Origin of the sequence: Paraburkholderia bengalensis (genome assembly GCF_037126505.1) — a bacterium.
GTDB lineage: Bacteria > Pseudomonadota > Gammaproteobacteria > Burkholderiales > Burkholderiaceae > Paraburkholderia > Paraburkholderia bengalensis.
Window position 1 is genome coordinate 23,741 of the sequence record NZ_JACFYJ010000004.1, and the last position, 18,275, is coordinate 42,015.

Below are 18,275 nucleotides of genomic sequence, written 5' to 3' on the forward strand. Positions count from 1 at the left end.
CGGTCGCGCCGGGCGGAAAACGTGAACCGGCGCCGACGCGGTAGCGCGGAACCGTCCCGTCGTCAGCCTTGATCGAGGGCAATTCGCACGGGCGAGATTTTCCAGATTCGCTCACAGTATTCGCCAATCGCGCGATCCGACGAGAACTTCCCCGAGCGCGCCGTATTCAGGATCGACATCCGCGTCCAGCGCGCAGGATCTTGCCACGCGGCACTCACGCGCTGCTGGCAAGCCACGTAGTCCGCGTAATCGGCGAGCACGAGGAACGGATCGACGCCGAGCAGGTTATCGATGAGCGGACGGAACACCTGCCGGTCACCGCGCGAAAAATATCCGTCCGCGATCAGATTGAGCGTCTCGCGCAATTCGGCGTTGCCCTCGACAATCTGCGCGGGCCGATAGCCTTCACGCTTCACACGTTCCACCTGTTCGGCCGTCAGACCGAAGAGAAAGAAGTTATCGCTCCCTGCTTCGTCGCGGATTTCGATATTCGCCCCGTCCAACGTTCCGATCGTGACTGCACCGTTCATCATGAACTTCATGTTGCCCGTGCCCGACGCTTCCTTGCCTGCCGTCGAAATCTGCTCGGACAGATCAGCGGCGGGATAAATGAAATGCGCATTCTTCACGTTGAAGTCGGGATAGAACACGACTTTAAGTCGGCCCTCCATCGCCGCGTCGTTGTTGACGACCTCCGCGATGCCCGTGATCAGCCGGATCATCAGCTTCGCCATCGCGTAGCCCGGCGCCGCTTTCCCACCAAATACAAAGCAGCGCGGAACGACATCTTGTTCGATGTTGCGGCGCAACCGCTGGTAAAGCGTAATGATGTACAGCGCGTTGAGATGCTGCCGCTTGTACTCGTGAATGCGCTTGACCTGAATATCGAATAGCGCGTTCGGGTCCACGGAAATATTCGTGACGTTAGCGATCCGCTCCGCGAGAACCTTCTTGTTCGACAATTTCACGTCGCGCCACTTCTGCTGGAACGCCGGGTCGTCCGCATGGGCTTGCAGCGCGCTCAGCCGTGTGAGATCGGTCATCCATCCTTGTCCAACCGTGCCGTCGAGCAGACGCGCGAGCCCTGGATTGCTCAGCAGCATGAAACGGCGCGGCGTGACGCCGTTGGTCACGTTCTGAAAGCGCTCCGGCCACAACTCGGCGAAGTCGCGCAGCACGGTTTGCCGCAGCAACGTCGAATGCAGTTCGGCGACGCCGTTGACGGCATGACTGCCGACCGTCGACAGATGGGCCATGCGGACTCTTTTGGCACCGCTCTCATCGATCAACGACATGCGCGCGACGCGCGCCTCGTCGCCTGGATATTTGCGCCGCACCATGTCGAGAAAGCGGCGGTTGATTTCGTAGATGATCTCCAGGGGACGCGGCAGCAACTGGCTGAAAAGCGGCAGCCCCCAGGTTTCGAGCGCCTCGGGCAAGAGCGTGTGGTTGGTATAGGACAGCGTGCGACAGGTGATCTCCCATGCGTCGTCCCACGGAACGCGCCGCACGTCCACCAGCAGACGCATCAGCTCGGCAACCGCGATGGAAGGATGGGTGTCGTTCAGTTGCACCGTGAACATATCGGCGAAACGCGCGACCGGCTCGCCCTTCAGATCGAGCAGGCGCATCATGTCCTGCAACGAGCAGGACACGAAGAAGTACTGCTGCGCGAGGCGCAGCCGCTTGCCGGCCTCGGGTTCGTCGTTGGGATACAGCACCTTCGACAGCGTTTCCGAAATCACTTTTTCCTGCACGGCCTGGTAGTAATCGCCGGCGTTGAAATCCTGCAGGTCGAATGACTCGACGGCTTCGCTCTTCCACAAACGAAGCGTGTTGCAGGTATTGACGTGAAAGCCCAGCATCGGCGTATCGCAGGCGACGCCCTTGACCATGCGCGCCGGCACCCAGCGCACAGAGTAATGGCCTTGTTCATCGTTACCGCTTTCGGTATGGCCGCCAAATGCCACGTAATACGCGACGTTCGGGCGCACGATTTCCCACGGATTGCCTTTCTGCAACCATTTGTCCGTCACCTCGACCTGGCAGCCGTCGCGAATCTCCTGGTCGAAGATGCCGAATTCATAGCGGATGCCATAGCCGACGGACGGAATCTGGAGCGTCGCGAGCGAATCCAGATAACACGCCGCCAGCCGCCCGAGCCCGCCGTTTCCCAGACCCGGCTCTTCTTCCAGCGCCAGCAGGCTGTCGAGATCCTGGCCCAGTGAGCGCATGGCCGCGCGCGCGTTGTCCTCGATGCCGAGATTGACGAGGTTGTTGCCGAGCTGCGGTCCGATCAGAAATTCAGCGGAGAGGTAGCACGCCACGCGCAATTCCTGCGCGGCGTAGGTCTCGAAGGTCGCGGCCCAGCGCGCCAGCATGCGGTCACGCACGCTGTAGGCGAGCGCCATGTACCAGTCGTGCGGCGTCGCGATAGCGGGCGGGCGAGCCTGCAGGCAAACGAGGTTATCGAGCACGCCGCGGCGTAGCGCGTCCACGCTCATGCCGATACGCGCGGAGTCCGTGGCCGATGTTTCCGGTGCAATCGCTAAGGTAGCCACAATGCTCTCCCTCTGTGCGTCGGCTTTCAGGCGTGATTCAGGTCACACCCAGCCAGCCATCGCCGCGCGAGCGGCGCCGTGTGTGCGCGCCTGTTCCAGATTGCTGATGATGGCGTTCTTCATGTCGAGGGGCGTGTCGATGCTGCCCTTCGATTGCCCGCGTTTGTAAAGCCAGAATACGTTACCGGGACTGTATTTCAAGTGCGACCCGATCGCACGTGACGGGCGAATGGCGGGTGGTTTGCGCGCGGCGTCGGCGCTGCGAATAGCGCAACAACGGGAGATGTCGTTGCGATTTTGTATGAACGGGAGGATTGATACGACTGTAGCGTCTTCTTAACGATATCGACGAATGCTCCAGGTCACGAAGGCGCCGCCACGGATGGCGGCGCCCGCCCGTGCCGCGCTCACGCAGTGGTCGCTTTCATGCGCTCGTGCTCGAGATGTTGGAGCCAGGCACGCCATCCGCCGTACCCGGTGATGTCCGTTGCGCCTTTCAGGCCATACGCTTCGCACACGAAGCCGGTCTCCCAGCGTCCGTCCGCGAGTTCAACCTTCCCGAGTGCGAGCGGCGCGTCGATGCCCGCGAGAAACGAACCCAGTTCGGCGCTCGGCAATTCCCACACTTCGACGGCAATCGCTGCGCCATTCGCCGCATCGCGCATCATGCCAGGGCGCTGCGTGGGCCCTGCCGCCAGCGCATACAGGCGATAGCGCGGCGCGCTCGTCGTTGCTTCGACGAGCCGGGCACCGCGCGCCCTCAGTTGGCCGTTCAACGCCAGCCCGTCGAGATGCGCGCCGCACACGACCAGCTTCATCCCGTCGTGGCGGGCTTTTCGAGCGCGCGCGCTGCCATCGTCATGTGCGCCGCCGATCAACGGCACAGCGAGCTTGCGATGCAACGCATCGGCCACGCTCAGCAGATACTGGTCGGTAAAAGCGCGGCCGAACAGCGTCACGCCCCACGGCAGACCGTTGCGCATGAATCCGGCGGGTGTCGCGACGGCGGCGTAGTCGAGCAGGTTCATGAAGTTCGTGTAATGCCCGAGCAGCGAGTTCGCGCCGATGGGGTCGCGCTCCAGTTCGGCGAGCGTGACGGGGCGCGGAATGGAAGGCGTGAGCACGCAATCCAGTTGCGCGAGCGCGGCATCGCAACGTTGCTTCAGCGCCTGAAGCCGATACTGCGAGCGAAATGCATCGACGGCCGTCGCGCCGGGCGCCTTGGCCAGCACGTCGCGGATCACGGGCAGCACGGCGTCGGGTTGCGATTCCACCAATGCGCCCGCCACGCTGTAGCGCTCCGCGACCCACGGTCCATCGTAGAGCAGCCGCGCCGCTTCCACGAACGGCGCGAAATCGATTTCCACCGCCTCGCCGCCGATCGCTTCGAGCGCCGCGCGCGCCTGCGCAAATAACGCGGGGCTTTCGTCGCAGCCGGCAAATTCGAGTTGTGCCGGCACGCCAAAGCGAAAGCGCTGCACTGCACCGAATGCCGACGCATCGTTCCACTGCGGATTGGCACGACTGTAGGCGTCCGCGGGATCATGGCGCGCCGTGAGCGCGAGCAGTTCGCTCGCCTCGCTCGCGGTCGCGGTGAAATACGTCACGCAATCGAGCGTGCGGCACGCAGGCACCACGCCCGCCGTCGACAGCAGTCCCTTCGTCCCCTTCGTTCCGACGAGATTGTTCAGCGCGGCGGGCACGCGGCCCGATCCCGCCGTGTCGGTGCCGAGCGCGAAACTCGCGACACCGAGCGCGACGGCCAGCGACGAGCCCGCGCTCGATCCGCCCGAAGGATAGTCGGGATGCACGCTGTTGCGGCATTTGCCGTACGGCGAACGCGTGCCGTTCAGGCCCGTGGCGAACTGGTCGAGATTGGTCTTGCCGATGGGCACGGCGCCAAGCGCGATCAGTTGTGCTGCGAGTGTCGCGGATTCGCGCGGCGTGTAGGCGAATGCCGGGCAGGCGGCTGTCGTCGGCACGCCGGCCAGATCGATGTTGTCCTTCAATGCGAACGGCACGCCGTAGAGCGGCAGCGAATCGATGTCGGCCGAATCCAGCGCCGCGAGATAGGGCTCGATCTCAGCGTCGGACAGCAGATGAATGAAAAGCCGGTACTCCGGGTTCAGCGTCGCAGCGCGTTCGCGCAACGCGGCAATCAGCGCGCGCGGCGTGGTGCGGCCCGCGCGATACGCGGCGCGCAGCGCGGGAAGGCGCAGATCGAATGAATCCATTGTCGAGGGTTCCTTGAATGCGTTGAATGGCGGTGCGGTTCAGGCGTGCTGTTCGATCACGACGACGCGTTGCCCCGCGCGCACAGGCGAGCCCGGCGCCACGTGAATCTCGCCGACTGTGCCCGCACATGGCGCGATCACCGATATCTCCATCTTCATCGATTCGATCACGAGCAGCACGTCGCCCGCTTCGACGGTCGCGCCCGTCTCGACGCGCACTTGCCACAAGTTGCCCGCGATTTCGCTATCGACGGCAATCTGGCCGTCCGTGAGCGGCGCGATCTCGGCATCGGCGGGAGCGGGCGGTTCGAACGCGTCTTCGTTGCTGCCCGCTTCGTGCCAGCGCTGCCGTTCGGCCTGAAACGCGCGTTGCTGACGCGCGCGGAACTGCGCGATATCGTCCGCGTCGCGTTCGAGAAACGCCTGATAGTCGGCCAGCGACAGTTCCGTCTCTTCGATCCGCAGCGGATAGCGCCCGAGCGGAAACGACTCGCGGATGCGCAGCAATTCGTCGGCGGATACTTCGTAGAAGCGGATCTGGTCGAAAAAGCGCAACAGGTACGGACGCCCCGCGAAATCCGCGACGTCGCGATAGCGATTCCACATTTGCAGCGTGCGGCCGACGAACTGATAACCGCCCGGCCCTTCCATGCCGTACACGCACAGATACGCGCCGCCAATGCCGACCGAGTTCTCCGCCGTCCACGTGCGAGCCGGGTTGTACTTCGTCGTCACGAGACGATGACGCGGATCGAGCGGCGTCGCGACGGGCGCGCCCAGGTACACGTCGCCGAGGCCCATCACGAGATAGCTCGCATCGAACACGATGCGCTTTACGGCATCGATCGATTCGAGGTCGTTGATGCGGCGGATGAACTCGAGATTGCTCGGACACCACGGCGCATCCTTGCGCACGGTGGTCATGTACTTGTCGATCGCCAGCTGGCACGCCGGGTCATCCCACGACAACGGCAGATGCACGATGCGCGACGGCGCGCGCAGATCCTGTTGCAGCAGCACGCGCTGCCATGTCGACGCGACATGTTCGAGCAGCGCGTCAAGCGGCAGTTGCTCCGGCTGATAGTGCACTTGCAGCGAGCGGATGCCGGGCGTGAGATCGATCACGCCGGGCAATTGCAGCGCTTCGAGCGATTGCATCAGCGCGTGGCCGCGAAAGCGCAGCACGAGATCGAGTTCGGGCGGTCCGATTTCGAGCAGCAGATGCGTATCGCCGGAAAGGCGCGCAACGAGCCGCTCATCGCCTTCGCCGACGTTCAGCACGACAGGCGATGACAGCGTCGCGCCATCGTCAGCGAGAGGCCGCTGCGCCTGTTCGTCGAGCGTTGCCACTTCTTTGCCGCGTGCGAGGGCCGCCGCACGCGCGGTCGCGATATCGACGGGAACGAAGCGCACCTTGTCGCCCGCCTTCAACTGGCCGATCTGCCACAGGTCGGCTTCGATGATCGTGACAGGGCACACGAAGCCGCCGAGGCTCGGTCCATCGGGGCCGAGAATCACGGGCATATCGCCCGTGAAATCGATTGCGCCCACTGCGTAGGGGTTGTCGTGAATGTTCGACGGATGCAACCCTGCTTCGCCGCCATCGGCGCGGGTCCATTCTGGCTTCGGACCGATCAGGCGCACGCCTGTGCGGCTCGAATTGAAGTGGATCTCCCAGTCTGTCGCCAGAAACTGTTCGATATAGCGCGCGCTGAAGTACTCGGGCGCGCCATGCGGACCGTAGATCACGCGCAGTACGCGCACGTCATCCAGGCGATGCACGAGCGCTGCGGGCAACGTCGCGCCCGCTTCGCGGTCCGCGAGCGGATGCAGATGCAGCACGTCGCCTGCTCGCAGCGCGCGTCCGCCGTGACCGCCGAACTGGCCGAGCGTGAACGTGCTGCGGCTGCCGAGATACTGCGCGACATCGAGACCGCCGCGCACGCACAAGTAGGCGCGCGCGCCCGCGCCACGTATCGTGCCGAGCGCGAGCGTCGCGCCTGCCGCGACGTAGAGCGTCGTGTTCATCGGCTGCGGCACGTCGTCGAGCAAGACAGGCAGCGTGGCGCCCGTGACGATCACGACAGCGTCGGTGTTGAAGCGCAGCGTCGGTCCGCTCATCGTGATTTCGAGCGCGGCCGCTTGCGCATCGTTGCCGAGCAGCCGGTTGCCCAGGCGCAACGCGCGGTCGTCCATCGGACCGGAAGGCGGCACGCCCACGGCCCAATAGCCCGGACGTCCCGGGTAGTCCTGCACGGTGGTCTGCGTGCCGCCGCCCAGCACTTCGAATGTGGACGCGCGGTAGCGCAGATGTTCGAGACAGCGCGTCCACGGCTGCCCGCTTGCGAACGGCGCGTCGGCCAGTATCTGGCGCAGATAGTCGCGGTTGGTCTCGACGCCGTAGATGCGTGAGGCTTCGAGCGCGGCGTCGAGCGCGTGGCGCGCTGCATCGCGAGTCGGCTGCCACGCGATCAGCTTGGCGAGCATGGGATCGAACCAGGGCGGCACTTCGCAACCCGCTTCGATCCATGTGTCGATGCGCAGAGCGCGGCCATCGGCGCGAGGAAACGACACGTCCGTGAGCAGGCCCGGACAGGGCTTGAAATCGCGGCCGGGATCTTCCGCGTAGAGACGCGCCTGGATCGCGTGGCCTTGCGGCTTCAGATCGCGCGACAGCACGTCGAGCGGCGCGAGCGTGCCCGCAGCGAGCTCAATCATCCAGCGCACCAGATCGACGCCCCACACCTGTTCGGTGACACCGTGCTCGACCTGGAGGCGCGTGTTCACTTCGAGAAAATAGAAGCGCGCGGCGTCGCTGTCGTAGACGAATTCGACCGTGCCCGCCGAGCGGTACGCGACGGCTTGCGCCAGCCGGATGGCGGCATCGCATAGCGCGGCTTCGACGCCTTCAGGCAGATTGGGCGCAGGCGTCTCTTCGAGCACCTTCTGGTTGCGCCGCTGCACCGAGCAATCGCGCACGCCGAGCGCGATCGCCCCGCCCTTGCCGTCGCCGAATACCTGCACTTCGAGATGCCGCGCTTTTTCGATGTACTTTTCGAGGAACACGCCCGCATCGGAGAAGTTGTTCTGGCCGAGCCGCTTGACGTTGTCGAACTGCGCGGCCAGTTCGTCGGCGGCACGGCACACGCGCATGCCGATGCCGCCGCCGCCCGCCGTGCTCTTGAGCATGACCGGGTAGCCGATGCGCCCGGCCGCTTCGAGCGCGGCATCGAGATCGTCCAGCAGGCCCGTGCCTTCGAGCATCGGCACGCCCTGTTCGGCGGCGATCGCACGGGCCGTGTGCTTCAGGCCGAACGCGCGCAATTGCGCGGGCGTCGGGCCGATGAACGCGATGCCTGCCGCTTCGCAGGCTTCGGCGAAGGCCGCGTTTTCCGACAGAAAGCCATAGCCGGGATGGATCGCCTGCACGCCTTCTACGCGCGCGATGTCGAGCAGCTTGCCGATGTCGAGATAGGTGACGCTCGCCGCGCCGTCGCCGAGGCTGCGCGCCGTGTCCGCGAGACTGACATGGCGGCTCGCGCGATCCGCCTCGCTATAGACGGCCACGCCTTCGACGTGCAGGTCGCGCAGCGTGCGCAGAATGCGGCAGGCAATCGCGCCGCGATTCGCAATGAGGACTTTATCGAACATGAGTGGATGTTCAATGCGTGGGCGGGTCGTCCCGCCACGTGGGCATGCATGCCGAGGTCGTCCACGGCAGGTCGCGTCGGTTGCTCGCGATGTTCAGTGTTTCGTGTGCTGTTCCGCGGGTTTCGCCGGCAGCCTGGTCTGCGGCTTGTTCGGCACCAGGCGCTCCGCGCGCACTTTCATCATCGTGTAGAACCATAGCCGCAGCGTGCTCAGTTCCATATCGTCATCTCCGCCGGAGTGGGGTTGTACGCGTTGCACGGATTGTTCAGTTGCGGGCAGTTCGAGATCAGCACGATCACATCCATTTCCGCGCGCAATTCGACGTATTTGCCCGGCGCGGAGATGCCGTCTTCGAAGGTCAGGCCGCCCTCGGACGTCACGGGGACGTTCATGAAGAAGTTGATGTTGGCGGCGATGTCATGCTTCGACAGGCGGCCGTCGTGCGCGCAGGCGCGCAGGAAATTGTCGCGGCAGCTGTGCATGTAGCGCTTTTCGAGCGCATAGCGCACGGTGTTGCTTTCCTGCGCGCAGGCGCCGCCGAGCGTGTCGTGACGTCCGCACGTATCGGCGACGATGGTCAGCATCGGATTGCCGAGGTTCGAATAGAGCACGGTGCCCGTCGTCAGATAGAGGCTCTGCTGGCGGCGCAGCGTGCGTTGCGCGTCGTAGCGCTCGCGTGGATTCGCAAGGCTGTAGAAGAGCGTATCGATGGCCTGATTGCCCTCGACGTCACGGATACGCAGCGTCTGCCCCGCCTTCAGTTCCTTGAGCCACGGTTCGCCTGCGGGCAACGTTTCACGGAAGATGGCATCGGCGGGGTCTCGCGTGCTGGCTGTGAGAGTGGTTGTCGTCATGGCGCGCATCGCTCGCTCAGAGAAAGAATCGTTCGGTATTGATGAAGCCGCGCGCGTTCTCGTCGCACGACGTGCGGCAGATTTCGGCCACTTGCGGATCGGCGGCGCGCAGCGCGAGCTTCACGGGTTTTGGCGCGTATTCCGGGTTCGGGTCGAGCGGATGCTGGATCGCCGTCAGCACGACGAGCGTGTTCATCGGTGCGTATAACTCGATGTAATCGCCTGCCTTCGAATTGCCCTCGACCAGTTTCATCGCGCCCGTATCGGTCACATCGACGCGGCTGAACAGATTCAGCGTCATCAGCAGATCGGCGATGCCGAGCCCCCATTTGCCGAGTTCGACGAGCAGGTTGTCGGTACCGTTGCGATAGAACGCGTTGCGCAATTCCTGATAGCGGCCCTGGCCGTATTTCTCGCGCACTTCGGCGGCGTCGGACACACCTGCGAGACTGTCGTGCCACCCGCACGTATCCGCGACGATCGCGGCGAGCACGCGGCCCATGTCGGAATAGAGGCAATGGCCTGTCGTCAGCTTTGCGGTGTGCTGGCACTTCAGCGTGTCGGGCAGATTGAGCCGTTCGCTTTTCTCGGCGGCGTTGAAGAGCAGCATGCTGACGTTCGCGCCGCCGCGCACGTCGGTGACGCGCAGCAACTGGCCGCGCTTGACGATCAACGACGCGTGGCCGCCACCGGGCACGGTTTCGTCGAGCAGTGTTTCGTTCATGTCGTGTCCTTGATTCGTTTGCATCGGTTGCACGGTTCACGCGGGCACGGCAAGCAGCGGCGGAATCGCCGTGACCGCCTGCGGCTCGCGCACGCCGTTGCGTTCGAGCGGAATGTCGTAGGTGATGCGCGCGCCGTAAGCCTGCGGCGCTTGCGGATCGATGCGCACCTTGTCGAACACCAGCACGCGGCTGCCGAGCGTGAAGCCTTCTTTCAGGTCGTGCGTGACCATGAAGACGGTGAGCCGCGCCTCGCGCCACAGCGCGGTCAGCAGATCGTGCATGTCGCGGCGGATGCCGGGGTCGAGCGCGCCGAAGGGTTCGTCGAGCAGCAGCACGCGCGGCTTCATCACGAGCGCCTGCGCGAGCGCGAGCCGCTGCTGCATGCCGCCCGACAACCGATGCGGGTACTTGTCGAGCGAATCGGCCAGGCCGACACGCGCGAGCATCGCCACGGCTTCATCGCGCGCGCGGCGGCGGCGCGCGCCGAACAGCCGCCCCGTGATGGGTGCGTGCGGCAGTTCGAGTCCAAGCATCACGTTGCGCAGCACGGTGAGATGCGGAAATACCGAATAACGCTGAAACACCACGCCGCGATGCGGGTCCGGCTCCGCCGGCAGCGGTTCGCCGTCAAGCAGGATCTGGCCGCGTGTCGGACGTTCCTGGCCGAGCAGCAGCCGCAGAAACGTCGACTTGCCGCAGCCCGACGCGCCGACCATCGAACAGAACTCGCCTTCCGCAATGCGCAGATTGAGCCGCTCCAGCACGACCTGATCGCCGTACTGCTTCCACAGGTTGCGGATTTCGATCATGCGCGGCCTCCGTTGTACCAGGGGAACGCCCATTGCGTAAGACGGCGCAGCGCTTCGTCGATGAACCACGCGAGCAGCGTGATCCACGCGACGTAAGGCAGGATCACATCCATCGCGAGATAACGGCGCACGAGAAAGATGCGATAGCCGAGGCCGTCGGTCGAAGCAATCGCTTCCGCCGCGATCAGGAACAGCCACGCCGAAGTCAGCGCGAGACGCAATGCGATCAGAAGACGCGGCAGCAGTTGCGGCACGATCACCCGCAAGATGAGTGTCCAGCTCGACGCACCGAGCGTTTGCGCCTTGATCCACAGCTCCTCCGGAATCTCGCGCGTGCGCTGCTGCAGATCGCGGATCATCATCGGCGTGATGCCGATCACGATCAGCACGACCTTCGACAACTCGTCCAGGCCGAACACGATGAAGAGAATCGGCAATACGGCAAGCGGGGGAATCATCGATATCACCGTGATGAACGGCGACAGCGTGGCGCGCGCGAGCGGAATGCTGCCCGTCGCGATGCCGAACACGAGCGCGATTGCAGCGCTGGCAACCAGCCCGATGCCGAGCCGCTTCATGCTCGACACCGTGTCGTCCCACATCATGTATTCGCCCGTGCGCTTGTCCTGCGTCAACGCGTATTCGCGCAGCGCGTCCGTCATCTGCGTGGCGCCCGGCAGCAGCTTGTCGTCGGGGTTCGCTTGCAGCCGCAGCGACGAGCCCGTGAAATACACCGCGACCAGCACGATGAAGGGCAGCAGCAACAGCATCAGACTGCCGGTGCGGCCGGGATGTCGGTTGATGAGCCGCATGGGCCTCTCCTGCTCAGATTGACGCGGCGTTCACAGCTTGCCTTGTGCGGCAAGGCGCACATAGGTCGGATCGAAACGCAGCTTCAGGTTGCTCTTGCTGCCGACGACCACGTTGTTGTCGAACGCCATGCCGACCGCGCCCGCATTCGGCGCGCCCTTGCCGAGCAGGCCGTGATCGAACGAGAACTGCGCGACGCGCGTCATGATCTTCGGCATGTTCGGGCTGGTCGCGAAGTCGAGCGCCTGTTGCGGCGTGTAGAAGAGCGCGGTGGTCGACAGTTGCGCCTTGTAGCCGGCGAGGTCCGTGCCCGAGGCCTTGGCCATCGACGTGAGCGCGGCCTGGCTGTCGGGCGACGTGCCGTGCATCGTCTGCATGATTTCGAACCATGCGCCCGTGAGCGCCTTGCCGAGCGCGGGGTTGTCCTGAAGCGTCTTCGTGTTGACAACCATCATGTCCATGATCTCGCCGGGAATCTTGCTCGAGTCGAACACTTCGCTGACGTTGGGCTTTGCCTTCAGGTCGGCGAGCATCGGGTTCCACGTGACGGCGTTGTGGACGGCGGGCGTGGCGAACGCGCCGGAAATGTCGGCGTCGGACGTGTTGACGGTCTTGATGTCGCGCTCGCTCATGCCCGCGGATTCGAGCGCGCGAGCCAGCAGATAATGCGAGACGGAGAGTTCGACGAGATTGACGGACTGGCCCTTGAGATCGGCGACCTTCTTGCCCGCGCCCTTGATGAGCACGCCGTCGTTGCCATTCGAATAGTCGCTGACGATCAGCGCCGTGCTATCCACGCCTCCCGTTGCGGGAATGGTGAGCGCGTCCATGTTGGTCATCGCGCAGCCATCGAACTTGCCGGCCGTGTACTGGTTGATCGATTCGATGTAGTCGTTCAGTTGCACGACATCGACATTGATGCCGTACTTCTTCGCCCATTTGGACATGATGCCCTGGGTCTTCGCGTAGCCCCACGGCATCCAGCCAGCGTAGATGGTCCAGCAGACCTTGAAGTCCTTTTTGGCTTGAGCGAATGAGGGTGTGGAAATGCACAGGGAGAGAGCGACGGCGGCAGCGGCGAAAAGACGGAGCTTGCGCATGAGGTTGACCTCGCAGGGACGGTTATCGACGGCAGGAGCGGCGCGACGCATCGCGTTCTCTCCCGGGCTTTTGTCCCGCCGTGTAACCTCGTTGAGGTCGACAACTCTCGGACCAGCGTCGCGTGTCGAATGCTGTTGCGGCATCGAGACGGGACCGGAACCCTAGTCGTCCATTTCCAGATTGTGACTGCTAAACCGGATGCTGCACCGGCTCCTGCGCGTCATTAAGCGATAAGCGTGCCATCGCCGTCGATACGGACATTCGCGGTGTTACTGCGCGAGCCATGCACAAGCTTGATGCGCAGTCTCGATACGCATGGGCGCTCAGGCACTAATCGGGTGCCTGCTGACTGACCCGCGCGGCGTTTCGCCGAGCGGACGACTGTTTCCACTGAGATCGACCAGGCCCGGCGCCGGCAACGTGACTGATCACGACGCGGGTATCGAACCGCTGAATGAGAGCTTGATCAACCGTCCGTCGAGACCGTGACTGTCTCCCATGCCCGGATCTCGTCTTCGAGCGCCGACAACTTGCCTCGCACCAGGCCGAGTGCATCGCTGCCGAGTAAAAGATGAACGGGCGGGTTGTCTGCAGCGATCGCCGCGAGCATCGCGCGTGCTGCCTTGCGAGGGTCCCCCAGTTGCTTGCCGCTTTTCTGCTCGCGAGCTTGACGCACGGGGTCGAAGACATCGTCGTAATCCGGGATCGACCGGGGCGTTCGCGTCATTGAGCGGCCCGCCCAGTCGGTCCGGAAAGAGCCGGGCGCCACGGCTGTCACAGCGATACCAAGGTGCTTGACCTCTTGGGAAAGGGCTTCGGAAATGCCTTCAAGCGCGAACTTGCTTCCGCAGTAATACGCGATGCCGGGCATCGTGATGAATCCGCCCATCGACGTGATATTCAGAATGTGCCCGCGTCGGCGTGTCCGCATAAAGGGCAATACCGCCTTCATCATCGCGACTGCACCAAAGACATTCACATCGAACTGTCGACGCATCTCCGACAGAGGCGACTCTTCCATGACGCCCTCGTGCCCATAGCCGGCATTGTTGACCAGCACATCGATGGGCCCCACGCTCGCCTCGATTTCCGAGACGACGCCGTCGATGGCGTCGAAATCCGTCACGTCAAGAATCCGTCCGAACGCGCTTCGCGCGGAGAGGGACTCGAAATCGCGCTTGGCCTGCGAACTTCTCACCGTGCCGACAACCGTGTGGCCGCTCGCGAGCGCCTCTTGCGCGAGCGCTCGGCCAAACCCGCTGCTGACGCCCGTGATCAGGATAGTTTTGCTGAGTTGCATGGAAGCACGCTCCGTCATGTTGACCAAAAACTGCATGCTAATCTTGCAGACTTGACTAAAGAAGGCCGATTCCGCTAATTTTCTTGCACAAAACTATGAACGCAAAACCTGCCCCCAGGCGGCGGCCCGAACGTTCCCGCGAAAACCAGGACCGCATCGTGGCCCTCTTGCGCGAGTTGGCGCCCGACGAGGGCTACAGTTTGACGCCGCTGCCGAGCGTGCGCATTCTGCGTTCGAACCGGGCGTTGTCGCGCACGCCGGTCCTATATGACCCCGGCATTGTGATTGTGTGTCAGGGCCGCAAGCGTGGCTACTTCGGCGATCAGCTCTATCTCTACGACGAACGTCACTATCTCGCTGTGTCCGTGCCTGTGCCATTCACGATGGAAACCGATGCGACGCCGCAACGCCCACTGCTTGCGCTGTACCTGCACCTCGATTTCAGCATGGCCGCCGAACTCGCGGCGCAGATCGATCGCGAAGGCGTCACGCAACGGGTACAGGCCCCGCAGAGCATGATGTCGACGGCGATGGACGACGCCATGCAGTCGTCTGTGTTGCGCTTCCTCGAAGCGATGCATCGGCCGCTTGAAGCCGCCGTACTGGGCCGCGGCCTGCTGCGCGAACTGTACTTCCGTGTGCTGACGGGAGCACAGGGCCGCTCGATGAGGGAGGCGCTTGCGATGCGCGGGCAGTTCGGCGGGATCGCCCGATCGCTGCGCCTCATCCACGCCGGCTACGCGCAGTGTCTCGACGTCGCGCAGCTTGCTGGGGAGGCGGGCATGAGCGTTCCGAGCTTCCACAGCCACTTCAAGGCGATCACGCAGGTATCGCCCATGCAGTACGTCAAATCGACGCGTCTGCATCAGGCCCGTCTGCTGATGGTGCGCCAGGGCCTGAGCGCCGACGCCGCGAGCCACGCCGTGGGCTACACCAGTCCCTCGCAGTTCAGCCGGGAGTTCAAGCGCCTCTTCGGTGCGACGCCAGCAGCAGAGGCCCGACGCATGCGCGAAAACTTCGCCGTGCCAGCGTTTGCCGATGCGACGTATGTCTCGTCGCACTGAACCTCACCCCATCCGTTCATCAAGGTTTCAGGCAATCGCGGTCAACACGCACCGCTTCGCCAACCGACGGGGATGCTGGCGTACTCCTGTCGCGCGTCATCACGCGTATCGCCTCGTCCAAAACGCGGGGGAACGAATAGTGGACCATGTGACCCGCACCGGGCACGACAAGCAGCGCGGCATGAGGTAACTCCTGGTGTAACCGTACCGAGTGAGCGACTGGATCGACGATCTTGTCCCGCTCGCCGGCAATGATGCATACGGGTACCTCGAGCGTGGCATAGCGTCCGCGAAAATCGGCGACGGCGGGCACCATGAAAACAGCGTCTTCTGCCTCGGCGCGCATCTGCCGGGGACGAAGCAATATGTCGCGCGGCATCAGGTCGAAGAATTGATTTGGCGTTGGCATCGGTGAAAACATCGCTTTTGCGGTGCGTCCCAGCAGCAGGCGCCCCGCCAACGGCGACGCCGTATAACGCAGCACATCGCCAAGAACGGGAATCGCGGCTGGCGCAGTGAGCGCGACGTCCACACGCGCCGCCGTCGGGAAGTAGTAACCGGAAACCAGCACGAGCCCGCGTACGTAGCCCGGATCATCGATCGCCATAGCCAATGCGACGAGCGCGCCCCAAGAGTGCCCCAGTACAACCGGCTGCGCGATTCCCATCTTGCGAAGCGCGCGCTGCATCAGCGCGGCCTGCGCCTGGGGAGTCCACAGGCGTCTTCGCGGACGTTCACTGTAGCCGAAGCCGGGCCGGTCGAAGGCGATGACCCGGTGATTGACGGCCAGGCGTTCAATCAGCCCGCTCGCGTAGAAATCCTGCAACTGGACGGTATTTCCGTGCAACAGGACGACAGGCGCTCCGTCCCCCTCATCGACGTAGTGGAGTCGCACGCCGTCTACCTCAATGAATTGGCCGAAGGGTGGATTGTCCTGTTCCGCTTTCTTCGCGCGATGCTGCACCCACAGCGCAGAACTCGCGGCGGCAACCGCTGCGGCAATAAGCATCGGGGTAGTGCCCCCGGGACGAGCGGCGGATCGAAATGAACGGGCCATGAGCGTCTTCCATGGTAGACAGGCTGGGCGAATCGAGTCGGGCTGGCCGCGCGAGTTGCGGATGGTTTGATGACGCTCACGCTGCATGCCGACGGCAAAAAAGCTCGAACAATGATGCTCAGACACTGCCGCAACCATCGTGCCTCGATGCAAGCCCCGGCCTGGAGCGCTTCATGCTGATGCGATCTTGCCCGCCAGTATCTTGTCCGCCAACCAGGACGCGAGCGGGAGAGGCCCGTTCGACCAAGGAGACGCCGATGGACCCGGATCGCAAGCCAACAGAAACATCGCCGGGCGCGCCTGCCCCGGCAACGTCCGAAGCGCCCGAAGCACGCGTCGTCGCCATAGAGGAACGTCTCGATGTCGACACGCACACAGAGCAAACAGGCGCTGTGCGCGTACGCAAGCTCGTCAGCGAAGAGCCACACCGTGTGCCCGTGCGGCTTCACAGCCAGAGCGTCGAAGTACGGCGGGTGCCCCTCAATCAACCTGTCGAGCAGCAGTCGGAACCGCGACGGGAAGGCGATACCCTCATCATTCCCGTTTATGAGTACGTGCCCGTCGTGACGATGAAGCTCATGCTCAAGGAAGAAGTGCACGTAACGACACGGTCGATTGAAACCGAGAGCGTGCACGACGTGCAACTGAAGTCGGAGAAGATCGTCGTGGAACGACGCGATGGCGCCGACGGGCCGTGGCACCCCGACGCTGAAAGTCAATAGTGTCTTGCCAGGTACACCCATTGCGCATACGTCATCCCGATTCCGAATACGGCCAGCGGGGGCCGTCAAACACGTGGGAGAGGCTGCAATGAATCAGACGATCATCGGTGTATTCGACACGCTAGCGCAGGCAGAGAACGCAGCGGGCCGCCTTGAAGCCGAAGGCATACCGCGCGCGGACATCAGCCTTCATCGTTCCGACGACAGCGACACGACCTATGGCGCGGCAGGTGAGCCGACCGTCAGCGATAGCGCGGACACACGCAGCGCCTCGACGAGCAGCACCCGCCACACGCACGAAGGCGCGATGGCGCGCATCGAGCACTTTTTCAAGCGGCTGTTTGGCGACGACGATCGGCCCGAGGAGGTCGGCCATTACCAGGAGGCCGTGAGGCGCGGCGGCGTACTGCTGTCGGTCGACGTCGTGGACGATACTTCCGTGGAACGCGTGAGAGTCGTGTTGTCGAGCGCCGGCGCGATCGACATCGACTCGCGCGTCGCTCAATGGAAGACATCTGGCTACGCGGGGTATGACAGCACGGCGCCCGCCTACACGGCCGATCAGGTCCAGGCCGAGCGAAAGGCTTTCCCCGTGGTCGAGGAGACGCTGGAAGTTGGCAAGCGCGAAGTATCGACGGGGGGCGTGCGGGTGTATTCGCGCGTCAGGGAAACACCCGTCAGCGAAACAGTCAACCTGCGGGAAGAGAACGCAACGGTTGAACGTCGCGCCGTCGATCGCCCGGCAACGGCTGCCGACCTGACCGAGAGTTCAGTCGAAATCCGCGAAACCGCGCAGCAGCCTGTAGTGGCGAAGACCGCGCGCGTCGTCGAGGAGGTGGTGGTCGGCAAGGAAGCCACGACGCGTGAAGAAACGATCAATGACACCGTGCGGGGAACGGATGTAGAAGTCGAACGCGTTGAAGGAACGCCAACACCAGGTACGCCCAATCCGGCCAAGAAGGGCATCTAACGTTGTTTGGGGCGCTTCGGATCGGCGGCCGGCAAGAGACGGCCGCCCACGCGCGAACTGTCGATCTGAAGCGCCGCATATTTTTCTTTCGGGGGCACGATGAGGAATCCTTGGGCACGAAAAAATCCGTTCTTGAGTATGTGGCTTTCCGGGGCCAACGCCGTGGCTGGCGCCGCGCGCTCGCGCGGCAGTGCAGAGCTCAAGCGACAGACGGCGACGGCGGTGCGGCGTGCACAAACAGACGTTGCGGACGCCTGGATAGCCAGCCTTGCGCCGAAGCAAAAATCGCCGAAATCGACGAAGCGCAGAAAACGAAGGTGAATGGCCGACCTCGGCACCGCAGCGCGGCGTGGCGTGGCGTGGCGTGGCGTGGCGTGGCGTGGCGTGCGCAATACCGCAATACCGCAATACCGCAAT

At 63.7% G+C, this 18,275-nt stretch carries 16 protein-coding genes and 1 riboswitch; of the genes, 3 read left to right on the forward strand and 13 right to left on the reverse strand.

The genetic code is table 11. The features are described from left to right. Positions 1-62 precede the first annotated feature (62 nt). From H3V53_RS03795 to H3V53_RS03845, 11 genes are all read right to left on the reverse strand, one after another. Entirely contained in the window at positions 63-2,504 is a 2,442-nt protein-coding gene (locus H3V53_RS03795; protein ID WP_336596934.1) for a glycogen/starch/alpha-glucan phosphorylase, read from the reverse strand. Positions 2,505-2,603: 99 nt separating this feature from the next. Continuing rightward, positions 2,604-2,762: a hypothetical protein gene (locus H3V53_RS03800; RefSeq protein WP_336596789.1), complete on the reverse strand. Its 159-nt coding sequence runs from the start codon at positions 2,760-2,762 to the stop codon at positions 2,604-2,606. 206 nt (positions 2,763-2,968) lie between these two features. Then, the gene (atzF, locus tag H3V53_RS03805) at positions 2,969-4,795 is read right to left on the reverse strand and encodes an allophanate hydrolase (RefSeq protein WP_336596790.1); all 1,827 of its coding nucleotides are present in this window, start codon (positions 4,793-4,795) and stop codon (positions 2,969-2,971) included. 39 nt (positions 4,796-4,834) lie between these two features. Then, positions 4,835-8,446: an urea carboxylase gene (gene uca / locus H3V53_RS03810; protein WP_336596791.1), complete on the reverse strand. Its 3,612-nt coding sequence runs from the start codon at positions 8,444-8,446 to the stop codon at positions 4,835-4,837. 93 nt (positions 8,447-8,539) lie between these two features. Then, positions 8,540-8,665, reverse strand: a complete 126-nt coding sequence (locus H3V53_RS03815; RefSeq protein WP_336596792.1) for a hypothetical protein — start codon at positions 8,663-8,665, stop codon at positions 8,540-8,542. Beyond that, complete coding sequence (locus H3V53_RS03820) at positions 8,656-9,300, reverse strand: urea amidolyase associated protein UAAP2 (protein WP_336596793.1); 645 nt, start codon at positions 9,298-9,300, stop codon at positions 8,656-8,658. The genes H3V53_RS03815 and H3V53_RS03820 overlap by 10 nt, the downstream gene beginning before the upstream one ends. Before the next feature lie 16 nt (positions 9,301-9,316). Continuing rightward, a complete protein-coding gene (locus H3V53_RS03825) occupies positions 9,317-10,024 on the reverse strand; it encodes an urea amidolyase associated protein UAAP1 (RefSeq protein WP_336596794.1) in 708 nt (235 codons plus the stop codon). 36 nt (positions 10,025-10,060) lie between these two features. Further along, positions 10,061-10,834 carry an ABC transporter ATP-binding protein gene (locus tag H3V53_RS03830; RefSeq protein ID WP_336596795.1) on the reverse strand — a complete coding sequence of 258 codons (774 nt, stop codon included), beginning with the start codon at positions 10,832-10,834 and terminating at the stop codon, positions 10,061-10,063. Next, positions 10,831-11,646 (reverse strand): ABC transporter permease, encoded by an 816-nt coding sequence (locus H3V53_RS03835; protein ID WP_336596796.1) that lies wholly within the window; start codon positions 11,644-11,646, stop codon positions 10,831-10,833. Before H3V53_RS03835 ends, H3V53_RS03830 begins: the two co-directional genes overlap by 4 nt. 30 nt (positions 11,647-11,676) lie before the next feature. Next, complete coding sequence (locus H3V53_RS03840) at positions 11,677-12,744, reverse strand: putative urea ABC transporter substrate-binding protein (RefSeq protein WP_054920283.1); 1,068 nt, start codon at positions 12,742-12,744, stop codon at positions 11,677-11,679. 57 nt (positions 12,745-12,801) lie between these two features. Then, positions 12,802-12,921: riboswitch (guanidine-I (ykkC/yxkD leader) on the reverse strand. A gap of 290 nt (positions 12,922-13,211) precedes the next feature. Continuing rightward, positions 13,212-14,045 (reverse strand): oxidoreductase, encoded by an 834-nt coding sequence (locus tag H3V53_RS03845; protein ID WP_336596797.1) that lies wholly within the window; start codon positions 14,043-14,045, stop codon positions 13,212-13,214. 95 nt (positions 14,046-14,140) lie between these two features. Between H3V53_RS03845 and H3V53_RS03850 the strand changes: the two genes are divergently transcribed. Further along, complete coding sequence (locus H3V53_RS03850) at positions 14,141-15,109, forward strand: AraC family transcriptional regulator (protein ID WP_336596798.1); 969 nt, start codon at positions 14,141-14,143, stop codon at positions 15,107-15,109. Between the two features lie 19 nt (positions 15,110-15,128). Here the strand turns inward: H3V53_RS03850 and H3V53_RS03855 are convergent, their stop codons facing one another. Beyond that, a complete protein-coding gene (locus H3V53_RS03855; protein WP_336596799.1) occupies positions 15,129-16,304 on the reverse strand; it encodes an alpha/beta fold hydrolase in 1,176 nt (391 codons plus the stop codon). Positions 16,305-16,423: 119 nt separating this feature from the next. On the opposite strand from H3V53_RS03855, the gene H3V53_RS03860 reads away from it, so the two are divergent. Together H3V53_RS03860 and H3V53_RS03865 are read left to right on the forward strand one after the other, a co-directional pair. After that, the gene (locus H3V53_RS03860; protein WP_336596800.1) at positions 16,424-16,888 is read left to right on the forward strand and encodes a YsnF/AvaK domain-containing protein; all 465 of its coding nucleotides are present in this window, start codon (positions 16,424-16,426) and stop codon (positions 16,886-16,888) included. Positions 16,889-16,976: 88 nt separating this feature from the next. Continuing rightward, positions 16,977-17,858, forward strand: coding sequence for a YsnF/AvaK domain-containing protein (locus H3V53_RS03865; protein ID WP_336596801.1), 882 nt, complete (start codon positions 16,977-16,979; stop codon positions 17,856-17,858). Here H3V53_RS03865 and H3V53_RS03870 read toward each other — a convergent pair. Next, positions 17,855-18,196: a hypothetical protein gene (locus tag H3V53_RS03870; protein WP_336596802.1), complete on the reverse strand. Its 342-nt coding sequence runs from the start codon at positions 18,194-18,196 to the stop codon at positions 17,855-17,857. The genes H3V53_RS03865 and H3V53_RS03870 overlap by 4 nt on opposite strands. Positions 18,197-18,275: the final 79 nt, after the last annotated feature.